Below are 26,560 nucleotides of genomic sequence, written 5' to 3'. Positions count from 1 at the left end.
TCTCCCCTTTTCATTGCTCATATATATTATTTTTAGCAACTTCCTTCATTCTCAAAAAATCTTTAATTACAATAACTCCATTGTTCTTTTCAATTAATTTCTCTTTATAAAATTTTTGTAAAACCCGAATTACATGCCTATAACTTACACCTATAAAATCCGCAATACTTGATACAGAAGTCGCATCCAAATCTTCTTTATACATATTCCCGTTACTGTCAGTGGAAATAGAAAGTAAATAACTTGCTACACGTACTTCTACTGGATAAAGTAAATTAAGAGCTGTAAAACGAGTCGATATTTTTAATGTGTTCGCAATGTTTTCAAGTAAGAAATTCATTAATTTAGGATGTTGTAATAACTTATTTCTAATAACCATATGAGAAATAGAGATTGCTACAACTTCTGAACAAGCTTCAACAGCATTATGCGCTTTACTATTTTGTATGAATTCAATATCACCAACAACCGCCAATGGATTAATAAAACGAAGGATCAGTTTCTTTCCCTCTGGTGTAATCGTGTAAACTTTTACTTTACCTTTAACAACAAAATATAAACGATCCATTTCATCATCTATATTGCAAATAAGCTCACCTTTTTCATAATGATTTAATTGAAAATAAGCTGTATCTATTTCTGAAAAAGCCTCAAGCTTTTTATTTGTTTTTAAATAATGAATAATTAAATCTGATCTATTCTCCACTTTCGTTTCCCCCTTTTATTTACATATTAAATACAACAATACCTATAATCATTACTATTGTTCCGACAATATGATCTCTCTCCATCTGTATCTTTTTCATTTGAAATAATCCTTTCATCTCAATAAAAGTTGCTGTTAACAATTGTGCAACCATAAGTGTACCTGCTGTCAATGTAACTCCTAGTGAATATATCGCCAGCGTTTCCGCACAAATAATTAATACACCAAATGCACCCGCTGCTAAATATATTTTTTTCACACGCTTTAAATCCGTTACTTTCTCTTCTTTCTTTAACAAAAATATTGTTGTTACAATAAGGAATCCAATAAAATGCGTAATAATACTCGTCGACCATATACCAATATGTGAACTAAGTTTCGCATTAAATGTGCCTTGAAGTGTAATAAATACGCCAGCAAATACAGCAAATACAATGCCTTTCAAAAAATCATCTCCTAATCTTTTATTTCTGACTTAATTAAAAGCTATAATCCTATATAAGCAAAAGGACAAATGTCACAACAACTAAGAAAATAACTGCGAATGCCCACAAAAAAACACACCTCAAAATATTTGAGATGCGCTTTTATTTTTTATTTATATATATAATTTTAGTAATTACGACTACGCTACATTAACAGATTTCTTCTTCAAAACAAACTTTCCAAATAAGAAACGCACAAGCGGCCCCATAATAATTAATTGTAATGGATACGCCATAATGAAATTTTTAATAAAAATCTTGAAATACATTGAAACGAATGATTCACCATGTAACCCATTATGAAAATACGTTATAGCCATTCCATAAAATGACATGAAGAAAACCATTCCAATAACCATAGCTGTCGCCATCGCAATAATAATATTTACTTTTTTCGATTTATCAAATGGTAACGTAAAGACAAGTTTTTTCGCACAAGGTCCAACGATACATATTTCAATTAATAGCGCAATAATAAATCCAATTAGTAGTTCTAATGCAATCTCCTTAATATAAATTGGCCCTCCTGATCCATTCATTAGTAAATTGTAAAACGTCATTACGATAACCATCCCAAGGCACATCATCATACCAAATTGGAGATTTTCCTTTCTTGTTGATGGCAAAATTCATCATCCTTTCTCTTTGAGTCTTTGTCATTATATCGATATTGGAAACCTCTTCGTAAGTGAACATTTTGTGAACAAATTTAAAACGTTTTCATATATTTTCTTTACTTTCAACTCAAATTCTTACTTTTACTTATAAAGGTTTTATATATTTCAATGTTGAATTACTAAATTTAAACATTACTACTTGGAGGAGAACCATGAATGAACAAGGATTTTTCGTATATCATATCGTAACAAGGAAAAAAGTGAAGATCGGACAAAGCATTCAATTTAATAAAAATCAAACTAATACGCTATTCCACTTCTTTTTTGAAAGAGAACATTTGAATTCTAGTGGTGAGGATTCTATACAAATTTTAAAAGAACATTATACAAATGAAGAATTACATATAAAGAATGAAAATGCTACAGTAGTTATGAATTACATGGATCAAACAATTAGAGCCATTAGAGAAACGATTGTGGAAATGGTTAGGCTGCAAGAATATCCTGATTATCCATCAAGGTTGTCTTGTTTATATGCCGCTAAAAGCTATGAAGATGCTTTAAAATGGAAAGCATTATTTGATTCTTACAATCGAGAAGTTTTGCAGATTGTTAAACTACGAGTAATCGGAAGTTCTTTTGAAGGTGACGGGAATCTTTTACCGAAAGAAGATGCTATTCCTTTTTCTCAAAAAATGGAACAAGCTAGAGAATATTGGAAAGGAAATGTGAATAACGAACTCCCTGAACTACTCATTAATGGCGAAATTGAAGTAGTTGAAATTATTGATGACTTTTCCTCAATTCATGTTTAATTTCTAACTAAATCAAATAGGATGGAGATTACAATGATGAAAAAAGTGTACTTCAATCATGATGGTGGTGTAGATGATTTAATTTCACTATTTTTATTACTTCAGATGGATAATGTCAAACTTGCAGGTGTTTCAGTTATCCCTGCTGATTGCTATTTGGAACCAGCAATGTCTGCAAGTCGCAAAATTATTGATCGCTTCAGCAAAGAATATATTGAAGTAGCCGCATCAAATTCCCGTGCGAAAAATCCATTTCCAAAAGACTGGCGGATGCATGCATTTTATGTAGATGCTTTACCAATTTTAAATGAGGCTGGAAAAGTTATAACACCTGTAGCAGCAAAGCCTGCACATCATCACTTAATAGAAACGCTTCTACAAACAGAAGGAAAAACAACTTTATTATTTACGGGACCCCTAACTGACCTTGCTCGTGCATTATATGAAGCTCCCATAGTCGAAGATAAAATTGAACGTCTCGTTTGGATGGGGGGTACATTTCTTACCGCAGGCAATGTACATGAACCAGAGCATGATGGAACAGCTGAGTGGAATTCATTTTGGGACCCTAAAGCAGTAGCTCGTGTATGGGAATCAAAAATTGAAATCGACTTAGTGACACTAGAAAGTACAAACCAAGTTCCATTAACTATAGACATACGTGAACGTTGGGCAAAAGAACGAAAGTATATTGGTTTAGATTTCCTTGGCCAATGCTATGCGATGGTTCCTCCCCTCGTTCACTTTTCAACGAACTCTACTTACTACTTGTGGGATGTACTAACAACTGCTCTTGTCGGAAACACTAACCTCGCAAAAACTCAAACGATTAATAGTATCGTTCATACATACGGACCAAGCCAGGGGCGTACAGTGGAATTTTATGGTGGGCGACCTGTAAATGTAGTATATGATGTAAACCACAATGGATTTTTCAACTATATAACTGAATTAGCAAAGAAAGCTTCTACTTGAACCACTATCTATACGAAAAATAAATAGAATGACACCCCTCCAGATAATGATTCCCCATTTAGAATTTGGTTGAAACTACATATTTAACTATTGAAAAGAGTATTGAATTAAATTTCAATACTCTTTTTGTGCAAATTAATTATATTGGATTCATGTCGTGTCTTATTGATTATTCATTTCATAACCATTTACAAAAAACGTTATTGTTTCTAGTTCATCTTCATTTAATTCTCTATCTATGTCTCGTTTATACGCTTCCTTTATCTTTCCTTCATCGCCTTTATGTATTTCAGTATAAGTTCCTACTGTTTTTAACATACGAATCTCTTGTAAAAACTCCTCTCGATTTATCGCTTCCCCATGAGAGAGAATATATGTCTCAGCATCAAATTTTTCTAATTCATCTATTAATGCAAACGTTCTTTTCGTCGTATAGTTCCACTTCGAAGAAAAAATATCTGCATATATACAGTCTCCTAAAAACAATATCTTTTCTTCTTTTATGTACATAACAACTGAATCATGTGCATGATCTCCGCCCACATGTTTTAACACGCAGGTCACCTCGCCAAGGTCTAATTCAATTTGATCCTGGAACGTTAAGGTTGGAAGAATAATTTTAATATTTCTCGCTTTTTCTTCAAACTCTTTTTTGATGCAATCCGCACAAAATGCAATTTCCGTACCCTCTTTTATGCGTGCGTCCAACGCTTCATCTGTCCATTCATAAGATACTATTGCCTGCATTTCTTTTTTCGTTTCAGCGTGTGAAATAGTTAATGCATTCTGTAATACAGATAATCCAAAAATATGATCCCAATGCCAATGCGTTAGTGCTACAAAATCAGGATTCGATACGTTTTTTTCTTTTAACATTTCTAAAAATAATTGTGCATGTTCCTCTGAATTCCCTGCATCGATCATTAACGTTTTTTCTTGTCCAACAACCATTCCTAATATAGGTCTATCTGTTTCAGAAACTGGTGTCATATACCAAAATGAGTTTCCTATTTTTTTAATTTGTTGCATCATTTGTTCCTCCATTTACTATTAATCTCTTGAATTATTATCTGTAGAATCTTTATCAAGCACATAGAGTGAAATTATATTGCTTTCTTTAAAACGTAATAACTTTTTCTATCCATTTAAATAAGTATCCCAATCATAGTCTTCAATCTTATAAAAACTACCTTTATCATTCCTTTCATATGCACATAAAGGTGGTTCCTCAAGAAATTTCAAAATAGTATCATCTATATTCAATATGACTCCAATTGAAATAATTTGAAAGTTTTTAGGATCATTCACATAGTCATCACTTTCATAGCCACTTAAAATTGACCAACCAGAGTCACCTTTTTCTCTTGAATCTTCTTTAAGCATAAAGTTAAATTCTCTTTTTTCAAGTACATCATTACTAACAATTACCTTCGTATCAAAATAAAAATCCCAATCTTTTGAAGATGAATCGTTATATTCCGTATCACATATATTTTCAATCCCAAATGAAATTTTATCACCTATTTTTAAATCTAAGCGATATGGTTCATTGCTCAGTTCCCCTACAAACTTCTTCTCATTTCTTTCAATGATTTCAACCCACATTCTTTCACCATTAAATCCATCTTCTTCCTCATTTTTAGATACAAAAATTAGCTTTACCAAATCTCCAACCTTTAATTTCTCTAAAACTTCTGAGCTAGGAAGGTAGAATGTATAGGGCGCTTCTTTATTTAATTCATAAACATTATCTAAGTACCAAGTCATTTTTTCCTCTCCTTAAAGGCTTTTCACATTCATATTTTTAAAATAATACTATTTTTTCTTCCGGCAGACTACTACCATAGAATAGCAATCTTCCCCTAACTCATTGCCTTCCCAATCATTATATATATGTAATAATTCAAAGCCATTCGCTACTAATAATCTTTCTAACTCCTGCGGGTACGTATAACGCAGATCTATCGTTGTTTTTATTTCCTCTACTAGAGCATCGCCCTCATAAAACCTTCTTGTTGTTATGTAATGCTGTATTTGCTGAATTGAATCGTATATCATTTCAGTATATAAATCACATTTTCTTCCCTTTTCATCACTAATAGTTGTCCAATATTCTTCTGTAGATGGCTGTATTAATTCTTCTTTTGAAGGAAAACGTGTATCGAATATGAATATACCATTTTCAGCTAATACGTGATGAATAGATGTTAATAACTGATCTTGATCTGTATTCGTAAGGAAATGCTGGAATCCGTGCCCCACCATAAATGCTAACGGAATTGTTTCATTCATGCTTAATTGTAAACAGTCTTGTTGTAACCATTTTACCTTCTTACAATCCGTGGTTTTTGTCTTTGCTTCAGCAAGCATGCCTTCATGTATATCTACACCAATCATTTGATATCCATTTTCTATAAATGGAATTGTAACCCTTCCTGTACCACAGGCAAGATCTAGAATCCATTCATTTTGTATATTTAGTTTTTGTGCCCATGATAGTAAAAACGGAAAATCTGACAGACTTTTATTTTCTATATCATATCGTTTTGGATTTTCGTATTCAGATAGACTCCATTTTGTTTGCAAACGTATTCCCCATTTCATTTTCCACTTATATTTAATATATAAATTATAACGAATTATTAGTTTTTTCTCTATAATCAAACACAATTACTTGGACTAATCTAACTTTCCTTTTCGTAAGCTAAAAATAAGTGGACGAATCGGAGTGTGATACGATGGAACGATTATGGATTCCTATGATAGTTACATTTTTTTCATTCGGTGGATTACTATTAGGTGGTGCGGTCGGCATTGCTACCCGTCAGCTAATTGAAGAAAAAATGCATCGTTTATACGCATTATGCGGCGGAATTTTACTTGGACTTTTATCACTTGAAATTATTCCTGAAACATTTGCAAGCTATGAAATAATCGGCCCTATACTCGGTATAGCTATCGGTATTTTAGTTATGAGCCTATTAGATAACTATTGTCATCATCCAATGATACGTAAAAAAGATCAACAAGCGTGGCAAACTTTCCTTTTTCTTTCTTTTGCTATATTTATTCATAATTTGCCGAGTGGCTTTGCTTTAGGTGCAGCTTTTATTAATCATGCTGACTCTGCCATTCCTTTTTTAATAGCAATTGTCGTTCACCATATTCCTGAAGGATTAGCTTTAATTATCCCCTTTCTCTTTACAAAGCATAAATATATTTCATTTTTACTAACGACTTTATTACTTTCACTTATTCTCGGTACCGGTACTGTTTTTGGCATTTTGATGGAAGGCAAAGCCATACATTTACAAGGGCTTATTATGGGAAGTGCTATCGGTTCACTTGGCTATGTTACAATTCATGAAATGCTTTGGAAAGCAAAGAAGCAGCTCTCTTTCCTTACATTTTTCATGTGGGCAACTAGTGGATTTTTACTAATAATAATGTTTACTCTATTTGCTGGACACCACTAAATGAAACGAAAAAAGATAGCTGAAAACGATGTGTCTTCAGCTATCTTTTTTATTTTTGTATATCTCTATAGAAAGAAAAATCAGGCACAGTAGTAGATTTTACTTGTTTCTCTTCCTTTACTTCTTTATCCTTGCTCTTAGGTATTTTTACATTTCCTAATTTAATCGCATCTTGCATACTATTACTAATTAGATTGCCTGACAAGATCGTCATACTATAGAAAGCAATTGGTATAAGTACTATCCATGTATGTGTAGTTAAATGGCGGAAGTTTTGACCAATTAGGCCAGTCCATTCTTTTGTTACACTATCTGCATCTAATCCAAATAATATCGTTCCTCCAAAAAATAACTTAAGTAATCCAAGATGCAAAAGAAGCAATAGTACACTCACAAATTGTTGGGCTACTAATAAAAGAAATGATGGTAACATATGCGGCCATATATGTCGCTTCAACCTATGCCACTTACTTCCGCCGAGCACAGTAGTTGCCAACATAAATTCTTCTTTTTTAATACGTTTTACTTCTTGTGCTACATACAACATAACCGTTGGTACAGCAAGACATACAAGAACTATAATTTGAAATGTCACACGCAAATACAACGGCACAACTTCTGCTCCACTATCAAACGTTAAAACTTCATTTAACATAAAATAAGAAATCATAACCATCGGTACAATGCTAAAAGGATCAAAAAAGGATGAAATAACTGGAAAAGAACGTTTACTATACATACCAAGAAGTAAACCAATTCCCCCTCCAACTATAACTCGTAAAATCGCTATAATTATACTCGCTCCAACTGTCCATTTTGCACCTTCTATTATTAATTGAACAAGATCGCGGCCTTTCACATCACTTCCAAACCAAAATTTACTTGATGGTGAAAATGGAGCTGCCTTTAGTTCCCCTTTTTCGTTATACATCATCGTAAGTTCACGAATATTCCCATCAAAAAACACCGTATATCCAATACTAATAATCATTAGTACACTTAAAAAAGTAATACCTATCCAAAATCTCACATCTCTTTTCACAACTTGCCACATGTTACACACGCTCCTTTATCACATTTTGTAAGAGCGTATGTAATATGCGAAATAGTATAAAAAGCGGTACGTATAATATAACTAGACTCACTGTAAATATTTCTAATTTCGAATTTTCTTTTACAAAAACAAACATACCATATGTATTGAAAATCCATTCGATAATATATAAGTTTGAAAGCATAAATAAAATATTTGTTTTCGCATAATAGATTGTTGTTAACAAAACATTTCTTGAAATATGATGTGTCAAAATATGCCGTAAGCTTAACCCTTTACTCTTAGCAAACAAACTATATTCTTTCTCTAATTCTTCTTTAAATCGTAATAACAATAGTTTAATAAACAATAATGTTGTTGGTATTGTAAGACATATAATCGGTAACAAACGTATTTTTTCTTCCCCTAATCCAGCTAGTTTGACCGGCATAAATCCTGTTTTTTGAAAAAGAATTACGACAAGAAGTTGTGATAATAAAATAAGTAATATATCTGGTATACTCTCAAGCGTAAGAAAAACCCCGTTCCATATTCTTTGTTTCATTTGAGAACGCTGCAATACCCAAACGACAATTATATACGCTATAAGCAAAGATAGTAAAAACGCTGATAGAAATACAATCATCGTTTCAATGTAATGAATCCATATTTGCGGAAATAATTTTCTTGAGTCCCGAAATCCATATGTAATTTCACCTGGTTGAAGTAACTTCCCTCCAAGAAATACAATCGTGTTCCAAAAACCGATTAAATCAATTTGCAATCCCTTAAATAAACGTGGCAGTGCACCTAGGCAGATTATGCATAAAACTGCAGCTACTAGTTGTAAACAAGTAACCCCACACCATTTAGCAACTCGCATCAACATAAAGATTTCCCCTTACCCTTCGATAGAATATTCAGAAACAAAAAACAGATATATTACATCTCTTCAGCTATACCTTGAACCTGCTTCTTCCCACTAGGTAAAATAGCTTGATATAAACAAGTAACAAAAAATAATAAACCAAATAAAATAATATATAACGTATCTGCACGAATCCATTTCGGGAACAACATCGCTATCGCACCGAGGGATAACAGCTGGAATCCTGTCGTTAATGGACTAAGTAAACTTTGAACACGTCCCATGAATGATTCTTCTACAATTTCATACATCCACCCCATGATTGCAACATTAATAAACGGTAAAAAGAAAGTTGCAAAAGCTATACATACATAAAAAGACCATACGTGGTTTACAAAGTAACACATACCGAAAAAGACTCCTGAGCCCGCCATACCAAAGACAATAATAGGCTTGGGTGCATATTTCTTCCCTACACTTGTCGCTACTATACTTCCAATTAGTAATGAAATCCCTCCAACTACACCGCCCACCATCGCTAAACTTTCATACGTTGCTGGTGCTAATTTATATTTTAAAATGTAAGTTGTGGATACGCTTAAAATACCATTTAATAGTCCAAACACGATAAATCCTAAAAGTAATTTTTTTAAAGTATCATTTTGATATATATACTTGATCCCTTCTTGAAACTCTGTTACTAACATCTTCAAATTAACTTCTTTCCATTTTGTTATACCGTTTGGCAAACGTACTTTTTCTGGAATAGATATCGTTTGAATTAAAATACCACTCATAATAAAAGTGAGCGTATTTACTAAAATACTCCCGTATATTCCAAAAGTCCAGTACACCATCGTTGCAATTCCTACACCAAACAAAGCATACAAACTATTCACCATTTGATTCACACCTGCTGCTGCACCGTATTGGTCGGATTCAACTACTCCCTGTATCATCGACTGTTCTGATGGAGAGAAAAATTGTATACATGCATTTTCTAAAAATAAAAATATAAAGACGAGTATAATCATCCCGTAATAAAGCGAAATTAGAATTCCGATATTACAGAGCGAACAACATATGTTACTTACCGTGCATATACGCTGTCTATCAAAACGATCCACTACTGTCCCTACTAATAGAAAAAAGATTAATGCAGGTAATGCCATCATAATTTGTGTCATCGTTGCGTAAACTGGTTGTTCTCCGTATTGATCTAGCAAATAAAACATTAAAGAAACTCCAGCAATCATAGAACCGAGTCGCTCTAAAATATTTGCTAGAAAAAAACGTGCATACACTTTATTGCGAAATAACTGTAGCATTTCTTTCATACTTCGTATCCTTTCTCTCGACAAAATAGTCTTGTTTTAGTCATTTCTTGGAAGTTACATTATATTTTTCGATCATTATCCAATCTTTTCCTTCTGCATAGAGAACATTATAAAAAAGACACTTGTTTTTTATACAAGTGTCTTTTTTATTTAACTTCGCTTTTTGTAATGATATATCTCGCAACTTTTTTAATTCTCTATAGTTTGGATACACTTTATTTATTTTACAAATGTATCGGACATCCACTCATAAAACTTTTCCTTCTCTTCAAATTGCGGATAATGCGCGGATTTTTCAAAAGTAATAAATTCTTTTTTCCCTGCTTCAATCGTATTAAAATATGTTTTTGCCGCCTGTAATGAAGTGTTATAATCATATTTCCCCATAAGAAAATAAAACGGTATCTTCATTTTAGTCACCTTATTAGGCAATGGATTCTTTAAATCCTTTTCTAATAAGACCGTTTGAGAATGTGTTAATCCAACGTTATAACGAATTACGTCTAACAAGTTATATTCATTACTGAGTAACATTCCGATGTTATCACCATCTGGATTTTCAATGCCTCTTGATGTTCCACCATATTTCGCAACATAATTTCTTGGAGTGTATGTATCACCATTTTTAATTTTTTCAGTCAACCCATTTAAATAGGAAAGCTCATCTGTATTCCGGGCATTTTGTGCCCGTTCAATCACATAATTTAAACTATCCATTTCACTTTCTGCTGTATCACTCATTTGCCCAATGCCAACATAAGCTTCATATTTTTCAGGAGCTTTATTGGCAGCTTGCATTCCAATATATGTACCGTAAGAATGACCAACCAATATTACTTTTTCTTTACCTAGACGTTTTGAAATATAATCTGTCATGGCTAATACATCTTCTACTAGAAGATCTGATGTAAGATTCGAATAGTCTTCAAAGAAATGGTACGACTTCCCGCTCGCTCTTTGATCGTAATTAACAACTATGAATTTCTCTTCCAATAAGTTTTGGTATTTTTGCGCATATGGTATTTCTGAAGTACCTGGTCCACCATGTACAAAAAGAATTACCGGATTGTTCTTATCTTTGCCGCGTATCATAATTTCATGACCACTTCCATTTATCTCTACTTGCTCTAATGTACTTATACTGTTTTTTCCTTTTATTTGCGAGGTCCATGTAGGAAATATTAGTGCTACGATTAATAATAGTATAGTGATGACACCAATGAGTTTAATTAATTTTTTTATCTTCTTCATAAGTAGTTTCCTTTCTTTTAAATTTATAAAAACATCAATTTAGTTCAGTAAAACTATCTCAAAAAAATATAAATGTACAACAATTTCACCTTGATCTTTTGCACATTCTAAATATCCCATATACTTCTTAACTTTCTGCTATATAACCCCTTAATATTTTCTTAATTTTCAATATAAAATTCATAGAAAGACTCAATTACAATGTATTAAAAATAAAGAAAAAAGCCCTTGTTTTCTCAACAAAGACTCTGTTCTTAAACTATTTAGCTACCTCTTCTTTCGGCATTACCATACCTTTATAAAGTTGAACTGTTATCCAGTAATAGATGAAATAAATGACTAAGAAAATCCCAATTGGCATCCACACCTTTACAAACGGATCAACTAATATGAAGCTAAATAAGTTTAGCCCTACTAATACGTGGGAAATCCCAATGATTGCCGGGAAGATAAATAAATATGAAATTTCTTTATATATACTTTTCGTTAACATACTACGTCTCACACCGATTTTTCGTAACATTTCATAACGTCGTACGTCACGAGAAGCACCTGTTAATATTTTGAACATAAGCGAACTTGCCATCATTGCTAAAAAGGCAATTCCGAGGAAAAATCCCATAAACATTGTTCCACTCATGAAACTGTTCATAAATTGATAAATTGTCATTTTCGTAAATAAGTCTACTTTTGTACCTGTCGTTTTTTCAATTTGTTCTTTTTGTCTCTTGTCTATTTCAATTAACAACGGTTTATATTTTTTCATATCATCTACTTTTGCTAATGTTACACTATGTTCTGTTCCTTGAATCCCTTTATAATGCTCTTCATCTGCAATTCTTACTGGTTTTCCATTAAATTGATTATGTGTAATTTGTATTTCTCGTACAATCGCATCTTCCCAATCCCTTGGCATATGAGGAAACTTATTCGCTACTTCAGGAGCTTCCAAAGCAGTATAAACCGGTTCCGTTAAAGGTTCAGCAACACGTTTACGAGCAGGCTCTTTTAAAGTTTTTGTATCAAAGTGATCGGAAACAAGTGGTGGTTTCGCAGTTAAGTCGTTACGTAAATAATAAACTGCTTCTCCATCTACTTTATACTTATACTTGCTTTCTTCCACAATTTTCATTTCTTTTAACGCTGCTTCATCTTGATCATTTGGATCATGAATTACGACATCATATACACGTGAGAAGTCTGTCATAATACCTACATTTTTTTGAAACGCCATACCTGCTGTCATTGCACCTGCGCCTAATGCAATTAACATCGCTACCGTACCTAGTACTCTCGATAAGCTATTTACTCGAAAGCGTAGCTGTGCATATGTAAAACTATTTAAACCCGTTTCATTTCGTTTTTTATTCCCTTTAATTTTCATCACAAAAAATGGGAGCAATGAACTAAAGATAAAATATGTTCCAAGCGTTGTAACAATTGTCGCTATTATAAAGCCTAATTCAGCATATATTTTTACATTGATCATAAAGTAGTATCCTATACTTACTAGCAGTACACCAAGTACAGTCATTATAATAATACGAGTTTTACTTTTCTTCACTTCATCTAGTGTTTCATCTTCACGAATTAACTCTAGTTCTGTTTTACGTAATAATCGGATGCTATTCATTAAACCAGTAATAAAAAATAGTATTAAGAAGAAAATAGCTGTAACTAAGATTGCTGGTGTATATATAGATGAATAACTACCTTTTGCAGAAATCTCCATACCATTCATTAAAAAGTTTCCTGCTACACTAGCAAGTAACATCCCTACTAAAATACCGATAATAATGCTGACAATACCCATACCGAACGTTTCAATAAATAATAACTGCGCTACTTTTTTCTTTTTCGCGCCGAGCATCATATACATACCGAGTTCTTTCCTTCTTAATGTGAGTAAGAACGAATTAGCATATATAATATAAAATATAGTAATGAAAGATAATAGTATTGCACCTACCCAAAATACGAGTCTAATACTACTAATAAGACTATTATCTTTCGTAAATTCACTATTCATCGCCATCGTTTGGAACATGTAAAAAATACTAATACTAATAACGAGACCAATAAGTAAAACCATATAATCTTTTAACATCTTTTTCATACTATGACGTGATAATTTAAATAACATAGTCTCGCCCCCTTACTTAGACTCAGCAGCTGAGCCCATATGAGCGAGCACACCTAAAATATCTTGATAGAAATTTTCTCGCGTTCCTTGACGCTTTAGCTCTTTATATAAAAGACCATCTTGAATAAATAATATACGCTCACAATAACTCGCACTAAATGCATCATGCGTTACCATTAAAATACTTACATTGTGATTTTCATGTAAATCTTGCATCGCTTCTAATAAGCTTTTTGCATTTTTACTATCAAGCGCTCCTGTCGGTTCATCTGCTAATACGATTGCTGGATTATGTACTAAAGCTCGTGCTGCCGCTGTTCTTTGCTTTTGTCCCCCAGAAACAGCAGTTGGATATTTCGTTAAAATTTCAGTAATCCCTAACTTCTTTGCAACCTCATTCACCTTTCCAGTAATCTCACTTGAAGGTACGCCTTGCAAAGAAAGTGGTAAAGCGATATTTTCATAAATTGATAAGTTTTCAAGTAAGTTAAAATCTTGAAAAATGAAACCTAATTTTTGAGAGCGAAAATCTGACAATGCATTCCCCTTCATAGAAGTAATATTTGTACCAGCTATTGTCACACTCCCACCTGTCGCTTGATCCAGTGTACTAATTACATTAAGTAGTGTCGTTTTTCCAGATCCAGAAGGACCCATAATCCCTACAAATTCCCCTTCTTTAATACTTAATGATACACCCTTTAATGCTTTGGACTGATTCTCATTTCTTTTCCCATACGTTTTTTCTACACTTTCTACAGTAACTACATTTGTTGACATCTCTTTCACTCCATCCCTTTTGTATAAATTAAATTTCCCACATATTTCTCATCTTTTTCTCATGTAAATCCTTAAGAATTTTTTAATTATTCATTCATTAAGAGTTACACCCGTAACATGAACCTATTTCCTACTTCATATTCTCATTTTTCTATAACTCGTTCCCTCGATTTCTCTTACATTTACCTTACATTTTTGTAAGATAAAAAAGAAAACACACCATAATGAATTGATGTGTTTTCTCTTTAAACTCTATTTTCGATTATTTATTTCCTCTTTCATACTCCCCACAAATCCATTTAGTTCAACAACTTCTGATTTTTCTTCCCCATATTTACGTACATTTACAGCTCCGTTCTCCATTTCCTTATCCCCAATAACAAGAACATACGGAACTTTTTGCATTTGTGCTTCTCTTATTTTATATCCTAACTTTTCATCTCGTATATCTCTTTCGACACGAACGCCAGCTTGTGCTAATTTATCCACAACCTCATCTGCATATTGTACATGGACTGCATTCGAAACTGGAATGACTTTCACTTGAACTGGTGCCACCCATGCCGGGAACGCACCTCCAAAGTGCTCAATTAATATCGCTAAAAAGCGGTCTAAAGATCCTAAAACTGCCCTATGAATGACAACAGGTCTTCTCTTTTCATTCTTCTCATCTATATAATTTAAATCAAACTTTTCTGGCATTTGAAAATCTAGCTGAATTGTTCCGCACTGATGACTTCTATTTAAAGCGTCTTTAATATGAAAATCGATTTTCGGTCCGTAAAATGCACCGTCACCTTCATTTAGTCTATATTTATAATTCAATGAATGTAATACATTTTCTAATGACGCTTCTGCTTGTTTCCATAACTTATCATCCCCCATTGAATCTTCTGGACGAGTAGAAAGCTCTACTTCATATTCGAATCCAAAAGTTTTATAAACGTAATCAATTTGCGCCATTACGGATTTAATTTCATCTTCAATTTGTTCCGGTGTTACAAATAAATGAGCATCATCTTGGCAGAAAGTACGTACTCTTAATAATCCATTTAATGCCCCGCTAAATTCATGTCGGTGTACTTGACCGAACTCACACATCCGAATTGGCAATTCACGATAAGAGTGTAATTTATTTTTGAACATTAACATATGACCTGGGCAGTTCATCGGTTTTAATGCAAAGCTTTTATTGTCTACTTCTGAGAAATACATGTTATCCTTGTAATGTCCCCAGTGTCCTGATTTCTCCCATAATTCTTGGTTCATCATAAACGGAGTACGTACTTCTTGATACTTATACTCTTTTTGAATTTCTCTTAAAAATGCTTCTAATTCATTTCGGATAATCTGTCCTTTCGGTAAATAAAATGGCATTCCTGGAGCCTCTTCTGAAAACATAAATAACTCTAGCTCATTACCTAACTTACGATGATTTCTTTTTGCTGCTTCTTCTACGAAATGTAAATACTCTTCTAATTCTTTTTGAGAAGAGAACGCAACACCATAAATACGCTGAAGCACTTGATTGTTACTATCACCTCGCCAATATGCACCAGAAACGTGAGTTAATTGGAATGCTTTCAAATAGCCTGTTGACGGTAAATGTGGTCCTCTACATAAATCTACAAATTCACCTTGTTTATATAGTGTTACACTTTCCCCACTAGGAATCGCTTCTAACAATTCTAATTTCAGGTGATCATTCATTTCTTGAAACAGTTTTGCTGCCTCTTCTCGTGAAACTTCAATTCGTTCTATTTTTACATTTTCATTTATAATCTTTTTCATTTCTTTTTCGATTTTCGTTAAATCTTCTACGTTTACACTATTCGGGAGATCCATATCATAATAAAATCCATTTTCAATAACCGGTCCTACACCAAGGTTTACATTACCATACATTCTCTTTACAGCTTGCGCTAAAATATGTGCAGCGGAATGTCTTGCAATTTCTACTCCTTCATTTGAATCTATAGTAATGATTTCTACTTCCGCATTTTTTTCAATATTGTGGCGTAAATCATATAATCCATCATTTACTTTTCCTGCGACAGCTTTCTTTTTTAAACTACTGCTAATGGATCCAGCAATTTCTTCTAAAGTAATTCCTTTTACAAATTCTTTCACGCTACCATCTGGAAATTTAATTTCAATCATTTGTTCTTTCATTTTTCATCTCTCCATTCCATAATAAAAAGCACACTCATCCCTAAAATAGGGACGAGCGTGCTTTTACCCGTGGTTCCACCCAGATTCCCATTGTAAATTTGCAATGGCTTCTTTTACGGTAACGTCGTTTACACGGCACTAGATACTGTATTTCCCCAGTGCAGCTCTAAGGTGGTAAGTTATTTTTCTGCGTTAGGAAGTTCTCAGCTTTCCTTCCTTCTCTGTATAACCGGGTAAAATAACTCGTGTCCTTTTCTTCGCTTATTATAAAATTGAATGCAAAAAAGCATATTCATCCCTAAAAATTAGGGACGAATATGCTTATATTCGTGGTTCCACCCAGATTCCCATCACAAAAAACATAATGGCTTCTTTTGCGATAACGTCGCTTACACGGCACTAGATACTGTATTTCCCTAGTGCAGCTCTAAGGTGGTAAGTTATTTTTCTGCGTTAGGAAGTTCTCAGCTTTCCTTCCCTCTCTGTATAACCGGGCAAAATAACTCGTGTCCTTTTCTTTGCTTTTATAAGTACATCCATTAATTGTTATTTACTATATCCTATTCATTTTATTATTGCAAGTGTTTAAAAAAGAAACCAAAAATAAATTTTTGGTTTCCCCTTCTCAATTTTACCAATCTTGTGGTTCGTAATTTAAGTCTGAAAATAGACGTCGTTTCTCTTTCTTCGATAAATCTCTCCACTGTCCAACAGGTAAATTATTCAATTCAATATTCATAATTCTCGTACGTTTTAACGTGTATACTTGATAACCTAAAGCTTCACACATACGACGAATTTGGCGATTTAGCCCTTGTGTTAAAATGATTTTGAACTCATATTTTGATAACTGTGTGATCTCACAAGGAAGTGTTTTCGTTCCTAAAATCTTCACACCAGCTGCCATTTTTTCTAAGAAATCAGGTGTAATTGGCTTATCTACTGAAACGATATATTCTTTCTCATGTTTGTTTTCAGCACGTAAAATTTCATTAACGATATCACCATCATTCGTTAACAAAATTAAACCGTCTGAGTCTTTATCAAGACGTCCAATGTGACTAATTCGTAATGGATGATTCACTAAATCGATAATATTACCTTTTACAGATTTCTCACTCGTACATGTAATACCTACTGGTTTATTTAAAGCAATATATACGTGGTCTCGAGCGATACGAAGTTGCTCTCCATTTACGCGTACATCATCACCTGGATTTACTTGGTCACCAATTTTTGCAACCTTACCGTTAATAATTACTCTTCTCTCATTAATTAATTTATCTGCTCCACGTCGAGACGCTTTTCCAGCTTCACTAATAAATTTATTGATACGCAAATTAGGCACATCCTTTTCTAAACAAAATTTCAAGCTCACACTGCTTCTACCGTACAATACAAAAGGTAAGCCTTCTATTATAACTTAAATATATTAACATGAAAGAGTATATAACGTCTTCTATTAATTACTCGTTTATAAGAAAATATCTTTATTATACATTCATTTATGCACGTTTTGTACACTTAATATACAAGCCACTCTTCCTTACATATAGCTTGTTTACCTCTTATATCTTCTAAATCCTCATGAATATTAGCTAGTTTATACAACTCAGGGAAAATCTCTTCTACATAATTTTGATGCGCCATTTCATCTTTCCAATAAGTTAACACTATGTAATGATTTCCAGTTTTTAAAGACTTCCCAATAACTCCACCTAACATCCCTTTTGCATTTTCTATCCCTTTATTCCAAATTGTTTCTTGTTTATGTAAAAACTCCTTTTCCTTTTCTACCTTTACATCACATATAGCAACTCTGACGAATGATCCTTCTATAACAACATCTTTTAAAGGCATATCAGTTATATCAAACAACGTTTGATATAGTTCAATTTCACATGAAAGAAACGTATCCTCTTGATTACTATTTACATAAATAGTATCGTGAGCACCATTTATAAATGATTGATATGCACTTTTATCTTCCCATAAAGTAAATACACATGCCTCATCGTTATTCCATCCACCAAATTGTCCATGAAATCCATCTAGATGCCGTATATCTTGCCATTTTTCTTGTGCTTTTGAAAATAACTCTTTTTTCTCTTCTTCCACTCTACAGTAGATTGTTTTTAGTAACATTTTTAATTCCCCCTTAGGCTATAATTTATCTTCCACTTACAACTTTCAGTTTACATAATAATTTTATGATCTCTTTAGTACTCCTTATCCACATATAAAACGAATCATATTTATCACTACATCTATCAAACCATCTATCTGATTTTATTTCAAATAATTCAGAATAAAAAAAAGATGTAATTCTTAATGAATTACATCTTTAGCTAGTCTCCCTTATTCATCTTTTTCTCAAATAAATAATACGTTAGTTCTCCCGGATAATGTAATACAGTTACATTTCTCTCCCCTTTTTTAAAACTAACAGTATGCCCGTTTTCCCCTAAGTTCTCCCATCCACTGGCCTTTGTAATAGGCATTACACTTATATATTTATAATCCTCTTCCTTTTCATCGTTAATATGGATTGCTGAAATTGGTACTGGAAAATCTTCAATTTTAGATTCTTTGTCTAAATATATTAGTGTAAATAAACCAACTAATAACACAGCCGTTGAAATATTTGAAACTAGTTTTCTTCTATTCATTTTCACTAAAAAACCTCTTTTCTCACATATTACTTTCATCATTTTACTAATCTTAATTATTTATGTATAGAAAAAATATAATTAAAATCAATTCCAAACTATTTTCTCTATTATTAACAATATCATTGTTGTATATTACAATTAAAAGATTTTTATTTTTGGAGGTATTACCCGTTGAAGAAATTATTTTTTAATAAATGGACAATAGTTATTTCTATTTTTATTATTACCTGTACGATTTTCTACGCAACTAAAGATAAAAATAATAACGCAAAAACTACCGTAGAAACAGTTGATACAAAAAGTTTTAAAACTAAATTACAACCAAAAATTGATGAATTAACTACAAATTATAATGACATCATCGAAAAAGATTGGTTGCCTGCCTGGGAAGAAATTAACACGAACGGAGATTCAGTAGACAGAGATAAACTATTAGTCACAATGACTGCTATTTCCAAACAATACGAAAAAATTATGAACGAAATAGACACTGTGAAAATTAAAGAAAACATATCGGAAGTACAAATACAAGAACAACTAATTTATTTCACAACCGAATTTAAGACTGCTTCTAAATTTATGAAAAACGCAGCCGATTTAATTATCGACGGAGCAAATAACTCTACTCCATCCAATGAAACAATTGAAAATACTAAACATGCTTTAGGACTTGCAGACCAACATATTGTTCTCTCTTTATCTACGTTAAATGAAGTTGAAGTTAAGTTAAGACTTGCAAAAAAATAAAACTGGTTACTATTTTAAAATAAAAAAAGATTGCATTTCACATTTTGTCTGTCTATAATGTTTTTATTGATTTACAATCAATGTTCTTATAAATTTTATAATTCGGATGAACCATTCAGGAGAAGATCTATTGATCTACCGACGGGGCAAAAAGTTGTAAAACCAACTTTGAAACTCTCAGGTCTTGGTTACAAGTAGAACTGCATGGGGACGAATCTCTGGAGAGACTCCCTTTCGCTTTATATAGCGCGGAGGAAAACGAGCACCGAAGGAGCAAATCCGCTACTTTAGCGGATAATCTCTCAGGTAAAAGGACAGAGACAAGCGAAAGAAAAAGCCGATTTGTATCGGTTTATTTTTCTATCCCTTGTTTCTCCAGAGACCATTTCATTTACTTGAAGTGGTTTTTATTTTTTCTAAAAAAGGAGAATACAGATGGAGACAGTAAGTAAAGTATTAGAACAAATCAATCACTATGTGTGGGGATTACCAACGTTATTGTTACTCGTTGGTACTGGTATCATTCTCACAGTGCGTTTAAAAGGTTTACAATTTAGTAAACTATTATACGCTCACAAACTAGCATTTAAAAAATCAGAAGATACATCTTCCTCAGGGGATATTAGCCACTTCCAAGCACTTATGACAGCTATGGCGGCAACGATTGGTATGGGAAATATAGCCGGTGTTGCAACTGCTGTGACAATCGGTGGACCCGGTGCAATCTTTTGGATGTGGATTACTGCTTTGTTCGGTATGGCAACAAAATATGCCGAAGCAATTCTTGCAGTGAAATACCGTGTTAGTAATGAAAATGGCGAATATTCAGGTGGGCCTATGTACTATTTAGAACGTGGTTTAGGTAAGAAATGGCTTGCAGTTTTATTCGCTATATTCGGTACAACTGCTTCTTTCGGTATCGGGAATATGGTGCAATCTAATTCAGTTGCAGAGGCAATGCGAATTAATTTCTCTTTCCCTCCTGCTTTAACTGGTATAGTAATGTCATTTTTAATCGCTATCGTTATTTTAGGCGGTGTAAAAAAAATCGGGAAAGTAACAGGATATGTAGTTCCTATTAAAGCTTTCTTTTATATCATTGCTGGTCTTATCATTATTTTCTATCACTACGATCAAATTCCTGAAGCATTTTCACTTATTTTTTCTGGTGCGTTTAATGGTACTGCAGCTGCTGGTGGTTTTATCGGTGCAACAGTTGCATCAGCTATTCAAATTGGAATGGCGCGCGGCGTATTTGCGAACGAAGCTGGTTTAGGGAGTGCCCCTATTGCCGCGGCGGCGGCAAAAACAGATTCACCTGCAAAACAAGCTTTAGTTTCAATGACAGGTACTTTTCTAGATACGTTTATTGTATGTACTATTACAGGACTTGTATTAATTACTACAGGTGCATGGAAATCTGGTAAAACTGGCGTTGAAGCTACAACACTTGCGTTCCAATCTGTATTTGGCAATGCTGGTAGTATGATTCTCGGTATCGCGATTATATTATTTGCCTACTCTACTATTTTAGGATGGTCGTATTACGGAGAGAAATGCGTGGCTTATTTATTTGGAGAAAGTGCCGTTAAATATTATAAAGCAATCTTTATTGTCATGATTGCTATTGGTGCGAATTTAAAATTAGGCATCGTATGGACATTTGCGGATATTGCAAATGGACTTATGGCGATTCCAAACTTAATTGGTCTTATTGGGTTAAGTGGTATTGTTGTTGCTGAAACAAATCGCTTTTTACAAGCAGAGAAATTGAAAGAAAATAATAAAAAACAGGCAAGTTAATCTATGAAAGTAGGAATGACTCATACATGATGAGCATTCCTTTTTTCATCCCCTCTTTTACTTAATTACTATCATTAAAAATATATTTATATCAATGTTTACTCCTTTTTATTCCTCCAAAAGTTTTTCACATAAATGTCATAAATCGTATGGTCTAACTATATAGTTGAAAAGGAATGCGGCATTAAAGTGTCGCTGAAAAACTCATCCAAGAAAAGGGAGGAAAAATCTTTTGAAAAACAAAATCATTGTTTTCCTATCTGTTTTGTCATTTATTATTGGCGGTTTCTTCTTTAACACAAATACTTCAAGCGCTGAAACATCATCTACTGATTACGTTCCTAACCAATTAATCGTTAAGTTCAAGCAAAATGCATCTTTAAGTAATGTGCAATCTTTTCATAAATCTGTCGGAGCTAATGTCATATCTAAAGATGATAAGTTAGGTTTTGAAGTCGTTCAATTTTCAAAAGGTACTGTAAAAGAAAAAATAAAGAGTTATAAAAATAATCCAGATGTGGAATATGCAGAACCGAATTATTACGTTCACGCCTTTTGGGCTCCAAACGACCCATATTTTAAAAATCAATATGGATTACAAAAGATTCAAGCTCCACAAGCTTGGGATAGCCAACGAAGTGATCCTGGTGTAAAAGTAGCCGTTATTGATACAGGAGTTCAAGGCTCACACCCGGATTTGGCTTCGAAAGTAATTTACGGGCATGATTATGTTGATAACGACAATACATCTGATGATGGTAATGGTCATGGTACACATTGCGCTGGAATTACTGGAGCACTTACGAATAACAGCGTCGGAATTGCTGGTGTTGCCCCACAAACTTCCATTTATGCTGTTCGCGTATTAGATAATCAAGGAAGTGGTACTCTCGATGCTGTAGCGCAAGGTATTCGAGAAGCTGCTGATTCGGGTGCAAAAGTAATTAGTTTAAGTTTAGGAGCTCCAAATGGTGGTACTGCATTACAACAAGCCGTTCAATATGCATGGAATAAAGGCTCTGTTATAGTTGCAGCTGCTGGAAATGCTGGAAATACAAAAGCTAATTACCCTGCTTATTACAGCGAAGTGATTGCAGTTGCTTCTACAGATCAATCAGATAAGAAATCTTCATTTTCTACTTATGGTAGCTGGGTAGATGTTGCAGCACCAGGTTCAAATATATATTCCACATATAAAGGAAGCACGTATCAATCATTAAGTGGTACATCTATGGCAACACCTCATGTCGCAGGAGTTGCTGCTCTTTTAGCAAATCAAGGATATAGCAATACACAAATTCGTCAAATTATTGAGTCTACTACAGATAAAATTAGTGGTACAGGTACGTACTGGAAAAACGGTAGAGTCAATGCATATAAGGCTGTACAATATGCGAAGCAATTACAAGAAAATAAAGCTTCTTAAGAAATAAAGTAAAACTTTAATCAGTCGATCTACCATTAATGCGGAATAAAATAGAAGGAGAGACTTCTACAACTAAAGCCTCTCCTTCTTATAAACTATATTACTCTCCCTGCTTTTTAACCATATGTAAATACAGCACAAAATCCGTCATTGTCGATGAATGACCAAGTTGACGAATCATCGCTGTTATATTTCCCCTATGATATGTCCCATGGTTTACGACATGTTGTACTAACTCTAAAATTGATGTTTCTAATTTCCCTACATATGGATTCTCGATAACAAATACAGCATTCACGTCCTCTATTGTAATTAAAAAGTCTATATATTGTTTTGCCATGTTGTCAAACATTTCTTCTAATTCAAGAAACGATTTATTTTCGATTTCTGTTCGTAAACTTTCTCGGTCTTGTATTGCCTCATTCATACTTTTACCATGCAATATGTGCAACCACACTTGATCTGTTACATAAATATGTGCAAAAGTATCCTTAATTGATGGAAAAACACTCTGTATCTGTTCAGTAAAAATCGTCTCATAGTTTGGTAATTCTTTTATTCGATTAAACAATTGTGTATTAGCCCAAGCATGGTAATCCACCTGTTTTAACATGTACTCTTTCAATCTAAATCGCCTCCTTATTGTATGAAACGAATGGTTTGTTTCTTCATTTCTGATTCTCTATCAGCTTTTGCAATCCCTTTTTCTTCAACTACATATTTATTTATAGTTTTATATTTTACATACGTATGAAATTCAGTTTGAAATGGAAACGGTGTAATCCGAATTGTTTCCTCGTCCACCCATTCAGCTTGAATAGGTTTATCTTCTTTACTATTAAACACTTCTGTTCCTTCAAAACCATTTTTAAACAAATCAATTTCATCTTTCTTTTCTACACCAGGTTTATTCATACACACGTATAAAGAAAGTTCATCACAAAACTTTAATAATCTATAATGTTTATCGAACATCGCAAACTGTTCTTTTGTTAACGTTTTCAAAATTCTTTTTTGTCGTTCCAATTCCCCTGTATAAAATGACATCATCTCTTCATCTTCCTCATTTAATGGAAATGATAAAAAATGTTTACTACAAAGTAATGCTCCGTATGGATTTGAATCTTCAATTTCATTCAAGCCAATCGTATAAAAAACAAAGCGTAATGAACTTGGACAGTCCATAAATGTATATGGGATATGTTTAGCATCATTCAAAATTGGAACTTTATCAAGTTCTATCCATCCTCTATCATGCTCATATATTGCAACAATAGCCGCTTTTAAGTATGCGTCATCTTCAAAAAGATCTTCTTTTATATGTTTCGCAATTTCCCCAGCTAAAAAACCGTGATCATGTTGACGAATTAATATACTTTCTTTCTCATCTTTTTCACGAAAAATCATCCGTATACTCCCCCTCATCCTCATATTACAATGCTTTCTATGCATCAATTCTTAATTAATCCCTAATTATTAGCAGGGATTCAGTTTCTTGCAACGAAATTAACATAACTATATAGCATTCTTTCTAACAATATAAATAGCTTTATCTTTACTATCTATTATACTAAATCTTTCATTCCAAAAAATTTTTTATGAGGTGAAAACATGAACAAAACAGAATTAATTAAAAATGTAGCACAATCAGCTGATATTTCTCAAAAGGATGCTTCTGCAGCTGTACAATCTGTTTTTGACACAATTGCTACTGCATTACAATCTGGCGATAAAGTTCAATTGATTGGCTTTGGAACTTTTGAAGTGCGCGAAAGATCTGCTCGTACAGGACGTAACCCACAAACTGGTGAAGAAATTCAAATCGCTGCTGGTAAAGTCCCAGCATTTAAAGCAGGTAAAGAGTTAAAAGAAGCTGTGAAATAAACAAGAAACCAGCCATTTTATAGGCTGGTTTCTTGTTTTAAATAAGTAATTCCTTTATATTTTCTGCATGATACACTTCACAAATATAAAACATACATTTGCAGTTACTTACAATTTGATATTTTCTAGTTGGATACACATTCGCTGTAACAGAACATCCATCAAACAATTCAATAATATTTCCAGATGGCTGATATCCTTCATATAATACGTTCCTTCTTACTTCCATCTTTTCTATAAGTTTTTCAACTGGAATGTTTCCACTCTCTAACTCGCTCTTTATTATATTTGGTAAAAACGAAGTATCCGCAAAAATGAGATTTTCAGATAATACTTTTCCTTTATAACTAACATTGGATACACGGTAAAGAAATGTTCCGTTTTTATCGAAGAAATTCTTTGCTTCTTTCGGGATATACTGTCTATCAATTACCTCTTGTTCGAGAACATCAAATTGGACTGTATCATTCAAAAGCTTTTCTAAAGCATGAATAGATGATGTATCTCTAGAAAATAAAATACTTTTAATTGCTTGTACATTATAAGTGAATTCATTTGTTCTATTTTCCGCTACTAACATGAGGAACACCTCTTCTATAAGATATTTTATTAAACCTATTTATAATTTAAAAGCGCTACTGCGTCTAACTGTGTGATTTTAGTTACTTCTTTACTAAATATTGCAATGGAAGCCAAACAATCTATACTTGGTCTTATGTCTTCCATCATTGTATGTTCTACTAACTCTTCTCTATCCTTAAAAACCAACAAATTTGGAGGATCATTTGGAGCCGACACGGTAATATCCATTGGTGGAATCATTAGTCCTTCACCTGTGGCTTTTAACACTGCTTCTTTTCGAGTCCAATATGTTAAAAAACCTTCAATTTTCTGTTCATCTCGTAATTTCATAATTTGCGCTATTTCAATGTCCGTTAATACACCCTCTGCCATTTTCATAACATCTACATTTGGGCTTATTTGTTCAACATCAACGCCTACAGGTGCAGATTTTGTAAATGCAACAACAATCCACTCACCCGAATGAGAAACAGATAACTGCGGCATGCCTTCCGGTAATTGTGGTCTGCCATGTTGTAACTTACATACTGGGCACATTCGGTCAATCGGTACTTGAACTGGCGACATAGAAAGTATCTTTCCAAGAACTAATCTACTAATTACACAACCTATTATAAATCGTGCACGATCTGCCGAATGGTGATATGAATTTGCTTTCTCTCGTTCAACGTCATTTAGTAAATTGTAATGCCATGATTGTAAATCTGAAATTCTTCCCCACCATATTTGACAATCATTCTCATTAAGAGTTGGTATAGAATCTACAACTTTACTTTCTATCATGTAAA

27 protein-coding genes, 1 riboswitch and 2 other annotated features are annotated in these 26,560 nt (G+C 33.2%); of the genes, 7 read left to right on the top strand and 20 right to left on the bottom strand.

Annotated features, from left to right (window positions below):
- Positions 1 to 10: 10 nt before the first annotated feature.
- The 3 genes from AC3WTI_RS02730 to AC3WTI_RS02720 form a co-directional block, all read right to left on the bottom strand.
- On the bottom strand, positions 11 to 706 hold the full coding sequence (locus tag AC3WTI_RS02730; RefSeq protein ID WP_087956435.1) for a Crp/Fnr family transcriptional regulator: 696 nt from the start codon (positions 704 to 706) through the stop codon (positions 11 to 13).
- Positions 707 to 725: 19 nt separating this feature from the next.
- A complete protein-coding gene (locus tag AC3WTI_RS02725; protein WP_087956434.1) occupies positions 726 to 1,151 on the bottom strand; it encodes a DMT family transporter in 426 nt (141 codons plus the stop codon).
- Positions 1,152 to 1,331: 180 nt separating this feature from the next.
- Positions 1,332 to 1,817 carry a DUF2798 domain-containing protein gene (locus AC3WTI_RS02720; protein WP_087956433.1) on the bottom strand — a complete coding sequence of 162 codons (486 nt, stop codon included), beginning with the start codon at positions 1,815 to 1,817 and terminating at the stop codon, positions 1,332 to 1,334.
- A 203-nt stretch (positions 1,818 to 2,020) separates the two neighbouring features.
- On the opposite strand from AC3WTI_RS02720, the gene AC3WTI_RS02715 reads away from it, so the two are divergent.
- Positions 2,021 to 2,623: a DUF2441 domain-containing protein gene (locus AC3WTI_RS02715; protein WP_087956432.1), complete on the top strand. Its 603-nt coding sequence runs from the start codon at positions 2,021 to 2,023 to the stop codon at positions 2,621 to 2,623.
- Positions 2,624 to 2,656: 33 nt separating this feature from the next.
- The gene (locus AC3WTI_RS02710) at positions 2,657 to 3,598 is read left to right on the top strand and encodes a nucleoside hydrolase (RefSeq protein WP_142286508.1); all 942 of its coding nucleotides are present in this window, start codon (positions 2,657 to 2,659) and stop codon (positions 3,596 to 3,598) included.
- Positions 3,599 to 3,760: 162 nt separating this feature from the next.
- Here AC3WTI_RS02710 and AC3WTI_RS02705 read toward each other — a convergent pair whose 3' ends face one another.
- From AC3WTI_RS02705 to AC3WTI_RS02695, 3 genes are all read right to left on the bottom strand, one after another.
- Positions 3,761 to 4,627, bottom strand: a complete 867-nt coding sequence (locus AC3WTI_RS02705) for an MBL fold metallo-hydrolase (RefSeq protein ID WP_087956430.1) — start codon at positions 4,625 to 4,627, stop codon at positions 3,761 to 3,763.
- 108 nt (positions 4,628 to 4,735) lie between these two features.
- Positions 4,736 to 5,365: an immunity protein Imm33 domain-containing protein gene (locus AC3WTI_RS02700; RefSeq protein ID WP_087956429.1), complete on the bottom strand. Its 630-nt coding sequence runs from the start codon at positions 5,363 to 5,365 to the stop codon at positions 4,736 to 4,738.
- A gap of 48 nt (positions 5,366 to 5,413) precedes the next feature.
- Entirely contained in the window at positions 5,414 to 6,202 is a 789-nt protein-coding gene (locus tag AC3WTI_RS02695; RefSeq protein WP_087956428.1) for a class I SAM-dependent methyltransferase, read from the bottom strand.
- Positions 6,203 to 6,336: 134 nt separating this feature from the next.
- Here AC3WTI_RS02695 and AC3WTI_RS02690 point away from each other — a divergent pair, with 134 nt between their 5' ends.
- Positions 6,337 to 7,074 (top strand): ZIP family metal transporter, encoded by a 738-nt coding sequence (locus AC3WTI_RS02690; protein WP_087956427.1) that lies wholly within the window; start codon positions 6,337 to 6,339, stop codon positions 7,072 to 7,074.
- Positions 7,075 to 7,123: 49 nt separating this feature from the next.
- On the opposite strand, the gene AC3WTI_RS02685 is transcribed toward AC3WTI_RS02690, so the two are convergent.
- From AC3WTI_RS02685 to AC3WTI_RS02640, 10 genes are all read right to left on the bottom strand, one after another.
- Positions 7,124 to 8,128 carry an ABC transporter permease subunit gene (locus AC3WTI_RS02685; RefSeq protein WP_087956426.1) on the bottom strand — a complete coding sequence of 335 codons (1,005 nt, stop codon included), beginning with the start codon at positions 8,126 to 8,128 and terminating at the stop codon, positions 7,124 to 7,126.
- Position 8,129: 1 nt separating this feature from the next.
- A complete protein-coding gene (locus AC3WTI_RS02680; protein WP_142286509.1) occupies positions 8,130 to 8,996 on the bottom strand; it encodes an ABC transporter permease subunit in 867 nt (288 codons plus the stop codon).
- 53 nt (positions 8,997 to 9,049) lie between these two features.
- Entirely contained in the window at positions 9,050 to 10,312 is a 1,263-nt protein-coding gene (locus tag AC3WTI_RS02675; protein WP_253621554.1) for an MFS transporter, read from the bottom strand.
- Positions 10,313 to 10,531: 219 nt separating this feature from the next.
- Entirely contained in the window at positions 10,532 to 11,563 is a 1,032-nt protein-coding gene (locus tag AC3WTI_RS02670; protein ID WP_087956424.1) for an alpha/beta fold hydrolase, read from the bottom strand.
- A gap of 259 nt (positions 11,564 to 11,822) precedes the next feature.
- On the bottom strand, positions 11,823 to 13,706 hold the full coding sequence (locus AC3WTI_RS02665) for an FtsX-like permease family protein (RefSeq protein WP_087956423.1): 1,884 nt from the start codon (positions 13,704 to 13,706) through the stop codon (positions 11,823 to 11,825).
- A 12-nt stretch (positions 13,707 to 13,718) separates the two neighbouring features.
- Positions 13,719 to 14,486 carry an ABC transporter ATP-binding protein gene (locus tag AC3WTI_RS02660; protein ID WP_087956422.1) on the bottom strand — a complete coding sequence of 256 codons (768 nt, stop codon included), beginning with the start codon at positions 14,484 to 14,486 and terminating at the stop codon, positions 13,719 to 13,721.
- A gap of 252 nt (positions 14,487 to 14,738) precedes the next feature.
- A complete protein-coding gene (thrS, locus tag AC3WTI_RS02655; RefSeq protein ID WP_087956421.1) occupies positions 14,739 to 16,658 on the bottom strand; it encodes a threonine--tRNA ligase in 1,920 nt (639 codons plus the stop codon).
- A gap of 44 nt (positions 16,659 to 16,702) precedes the next feature.
- Positions 16,703 to 16,925 (bottom strand) — a binding site (T-box leader).
- Between the two features lie 37 nt (positions 16,926 to 16,962).
- Positions 16,963 to 17,186 (bottom strand) — a binding site (T-box leader).
- A 103-nt stretch (positions 17,187 to 17,289) separates the two neighbouring features.
- The gene (locus AC3WTI_RS02650; RefSeq protein WP_071758191.1) at positions 17,290 to 17,997 is read right to left on the bottom strand and encodes a pseudouridine synthase; all 708 of its coding nucleotides are present in this window, start codon (positions 17,995 to 17,997) and stop codon (positions 17,290 to 17,292) included.
- 185 nt (positions 17,998 to 18,182) lie between these two features.
- Positions 18,183 to 18,803 (bottom strand): YdbC family protein, encoded by a 621-nt coding sequence (locus tag AC3WTI_RS02645; protein ID WP_087956420.1) that lies wholly within the window; start codon positions 18,801 to 18,803, stop codon positions 18,183 to 18,185.
- A gap of 203 nt (positions 18,804 to 19,006) precedes the next feature.
- The gene (locus AC3WTI_RS02640) at positions 19,007 to 19,369 is read right to left on the bottom strand and encodes a hypothetical protein (RefSeq protein WP_142286510.1); all 363 of its coding nucleotides are present in this window, start codon (positions 19,367 to 19,369) and stop codon (positions 19,007 to 19,009) included.
- Positions 19,370 to 19,501: 132 nt separating this feature from the next.
- Here AC3WTI_RS02640 and AC3WTI_RS02635 point away from each other — a divergent pair, with 132 nt between their 5' ends.
- The 3 genes from AC3WTI_RS02635 (at position 19,502) to AC3WTI_RS02625 (ending at position 23,306) form a co-directional block, all read left to right on the top strand.
- Positions 19,502 to 20,077 carry a hypothetical protein gene (locus AC3WTI_RS02635; protein ID WP_087956418.1) on the top strand — a complete coding sequence of 192 codons (576 nt, stop codon included), beginning with the start codon at positions 19,502 to 19,504 and terminating at the stop codon, positions 20,075 to 20,077.
- A 208-nt stretch (positions 20,078 to 20,285) separates the two neighbouring features.
- A riboswitch (glycine riboswitch) is annotated at positions 20,286 to 20,405 on the top strand.
- Positions 20,406 to 20,512: 107 nt separating this feature from the next.
- Entirely contained in the window at positions 20,513 to 21,880 is a 1,368-nt protein-coding gene (locus AC3WTI_RS02630; protein ID WP_097841486.1) for an alanine/glycine:cation symporter family protein, read from the top strand.
- 232 nt (positions 21,881 to 22,112) lie between these two features.
- The gene (locus AC3WTI_RS02625) at positions 22,113 to 23,306 is read left to right on the top strand and encodes a S8 family peptidase (RefSeq protein ID WP_087956417.1); all 1,194 of its coding nucleotides are present in this window, start codon (positions 22,113 to 22,115) and stop codon (positions 23,304 to 23,306) included.
- A 100-nt stretch (positions 23,307 to 23,406) separates the two neighbouring features.
- Here the strand turns inward: AC3WTI_RS02625 and AC3WTI_RS02620 are convergent, their stop codons facing one another.
- Together AC3WTI_RS02620 and AC3WTI_RS02615 are read right to left on the bottom strand one after the other, a co-directional pair.
- Positions 23,407 to 23,931: a DinB family protein gene (locus AC3WTI_RS02620; protein ID WP_087956416.1), complete on the bottom strand. Its 525-nt coding sequence runs from the start codon at positions 23,929 to 23,931 to the stop codon at positions 23,407 to 23,409.
- A 14-nt stretch (positions 23,932 to 23,945) separates the two neighbouring features.
- Positions 23,946 to 24,713 carry a DUF3891 family protein gene (locus tag AC3WTI_RS02615; RefSeq protein WP_097841485.1) on the bottom strand — a complete coding sequence of 256 codons (768 nt, stop codon included), beginning with the start codon at positions 24,711 to 24,713 and terminating at the stop codon, positions 23,946 to 23,948.
- Positions 24,714 to 24,917: 204 nt separating this feature from the next.
- On the opposite strand from AC3WTI_RS02615, the gene AC3WTI_RS02610 reads away from it, so the two are divergent.
- Positions 24,918 to 25,190 (top strand): HU family DNA-binding protein, encoded by a 273-nt coding sequence (locus AC3WTI_RS02610; RefSeq protein WP_001043907.1) that lies wholly within the window; start codon positions 24,918 to 24,920, stop codon positions 25,188 to 25,190.
- Between the two features lie 37 nt (positions 25,191 to 25,227).
- On the opposite strand, the gene AC3WTI_RS02605 is transcribed toward AC3WTI_RS02610, so the two are convergent.
- Together AC3WTI_RS02605 and sfp are read right to left on the bottom strand one after the other, a co-directional pair.
- The gene (locus AC3WTI_RS02605) at positions 25,228 to 25,770 is read right to left on the bottom strand and encodes a cold-shock protein (protein ID WP_087956413.1); all 543 of its coding nucleotides are present in this window, start codon (positions 25,768 to 25,770) and stop codon (positions 25,228 to 25,230) included.
- 35 nt (positions 25,771 to 25,805) lie between these two features.
- Positions 25,806 to 26,555, bottom strand: a complete 750-nt coding sequence (gene sfp / locus AC3WTI_RS02600) for a 4'-phosphopantetheinyl transferase Sfp (protein WP_087956412.1) — start codon at positions 26,553 to 26,555, stop codon at positions 25,806 to 25,808.
- Between the last annotated feature and the right edge of the window lie 5 nt (positions 26,556 to 26,560).

Source organism: Bacillus sp. EB106-02-03-XG38 (assembly GCF_058792175.1).
This window is presented reverse-complemented; position numbering and strand designations above follow the sequence as displayed.

Bases quoted from the DNA above. Each gene is read 5' to 3' on its own strand.
- AC3WTI_RS02715 (WP_087956432.1), top strand. From the start codon at position 2,021: ATGAATGAACAAGGATTTTTCGTATATCATATCGTAACAAGGAAAAAA.
- AC3WTI_RS02710 (WP_142286508.1), top strand. From the start codon at position 2,657: ATGATGAAAAAAGTGTACTTCAATCATGATGGTGGTGTAGATGATTTA.
- AC3WTI_RS02705 (WP_087956430.1), bottom strand. From the start codon at position 4,627: ATGCAACAAATTAAAAAAATAGGAAACTCATTTTGGTATATGACACCA.
- AC3WTI_RS02700 (WP_087956429.1), bottom strand. From the start codon at position 5,365: ATGACTTGGTACTTAGATAATGTTTATGAATTAAATAAAGAAGCGCCC.
- AC3WTI_RS02695 (WP_087956428.1), bottom strand. From the start codon at position 6,202: ATGAAATGGGGAATACGTTTGCAAACAAAATGGAGTCTATCTGAATAC.
- AC3WTI_RS02690 (WP_087956427.1), top strand. From the start codon at position 6,337: ATGGAACGATTATGGATTCCTATGATAGTTACATTTTTTTCATTCGGT.
- AC3WTI_RS02685 (WP_087956426.1), bottom strand. From the start codon at position 8,128: ATGTGGCAAGTTGTGAAAAGAGATGTGAGATTTTGGATAGGTATTACT.
- AC3WTI_RS02680 (WP_142286509.1), bottom strand. From the start codon at position 8,996: ATGTTGATGCGAGTTGCTAAATGGTGTGGGGTTACTTGTTTACAACTA.
- AC3WTI_RS02675 (WP_253621554.1), bottom strand. From the start codon at position 10,312: ATGAAAGAAATGCTACAGTTATTTCGCAATAAAGTGTATGCACGTTTT.
- AC3WTI_RS02670 (WP_087956424.1), bottom strand. From the start codon at position 11,563: ATGAAGAAGATAAAAAAATTAATTAAACTCATTGGTGTCATCACTATA.
- AC3WTI_RS02665 (WP_087956423.1), bottom strand. From the start codon at position 13,706: ATGTTATTTAAATTATCACGTCATAGTATGAAAAAGATGTTAAAAGAT.
- AC3WTI_RS02660 (WP_087956422.1), bottom strand. From the start codon at position 14,486: ATGTCAACAAATGTAGTTACTGTAGAAAGTGTAGAAAAAACGTATGGG.
- thrS (WP_087956421.1), bottom strand. From the start codon at position 16,658: ATGAAAGAACAAATGATTGAAATTAAATTTCCAGATGGTAGCGTGAAA.
- AC3WTI_RS02645 (WP_087956420.1), bottom strand. From the start codon at position 18,803: ATGTTACTAAAAACAATCTACTGTAGAGTGGAAGAAGAGAAAAAAGAG.
- AC3WTI_RS02640 (WP_142286510.1), bottom strand. From the start codon at position 19,369: ATGATGAAAGTAATATGTGAGAAAAGAGGTTTTTTAGTGAAAATGAAT.
- AC3WTI_RS02630 (WP_097841486.1), top strand. From the start codon at position 20,513: ATGGAGACAGTAAGTAAAGTATTAGAACAAATCAATCACTATGTGTGG.
- AC3WTI_RS02615 (WP_097841485.1), bottom strand. From the start codon at position 24,713: ATGATTTTTCGTGAAAAAGATGAGAAAGAAAGTATATTAATTCGTCAA.
- AC3WTI_RS02610 (WP_001043907.1), top strand. From the start codon at position 24,918: ATGAACAAAACAGAATTAATTAAAAATGTAGCACAATCAGCTGATATT.
- AC3WTI_RS02605 (WP_087956413.1), bottom strand. From the start codon at position 25,770: ATGTTAGTAGCGGAAAATAGAACAAATGAATTCACTTATAATGTACAA.
- sfp (WP_087956412.1), bottom strand. From the start codon at position 26,555: ATGATAGAAAGTAAAGTTGTAGATTCTATACCAACTCTTAATGAGAAT.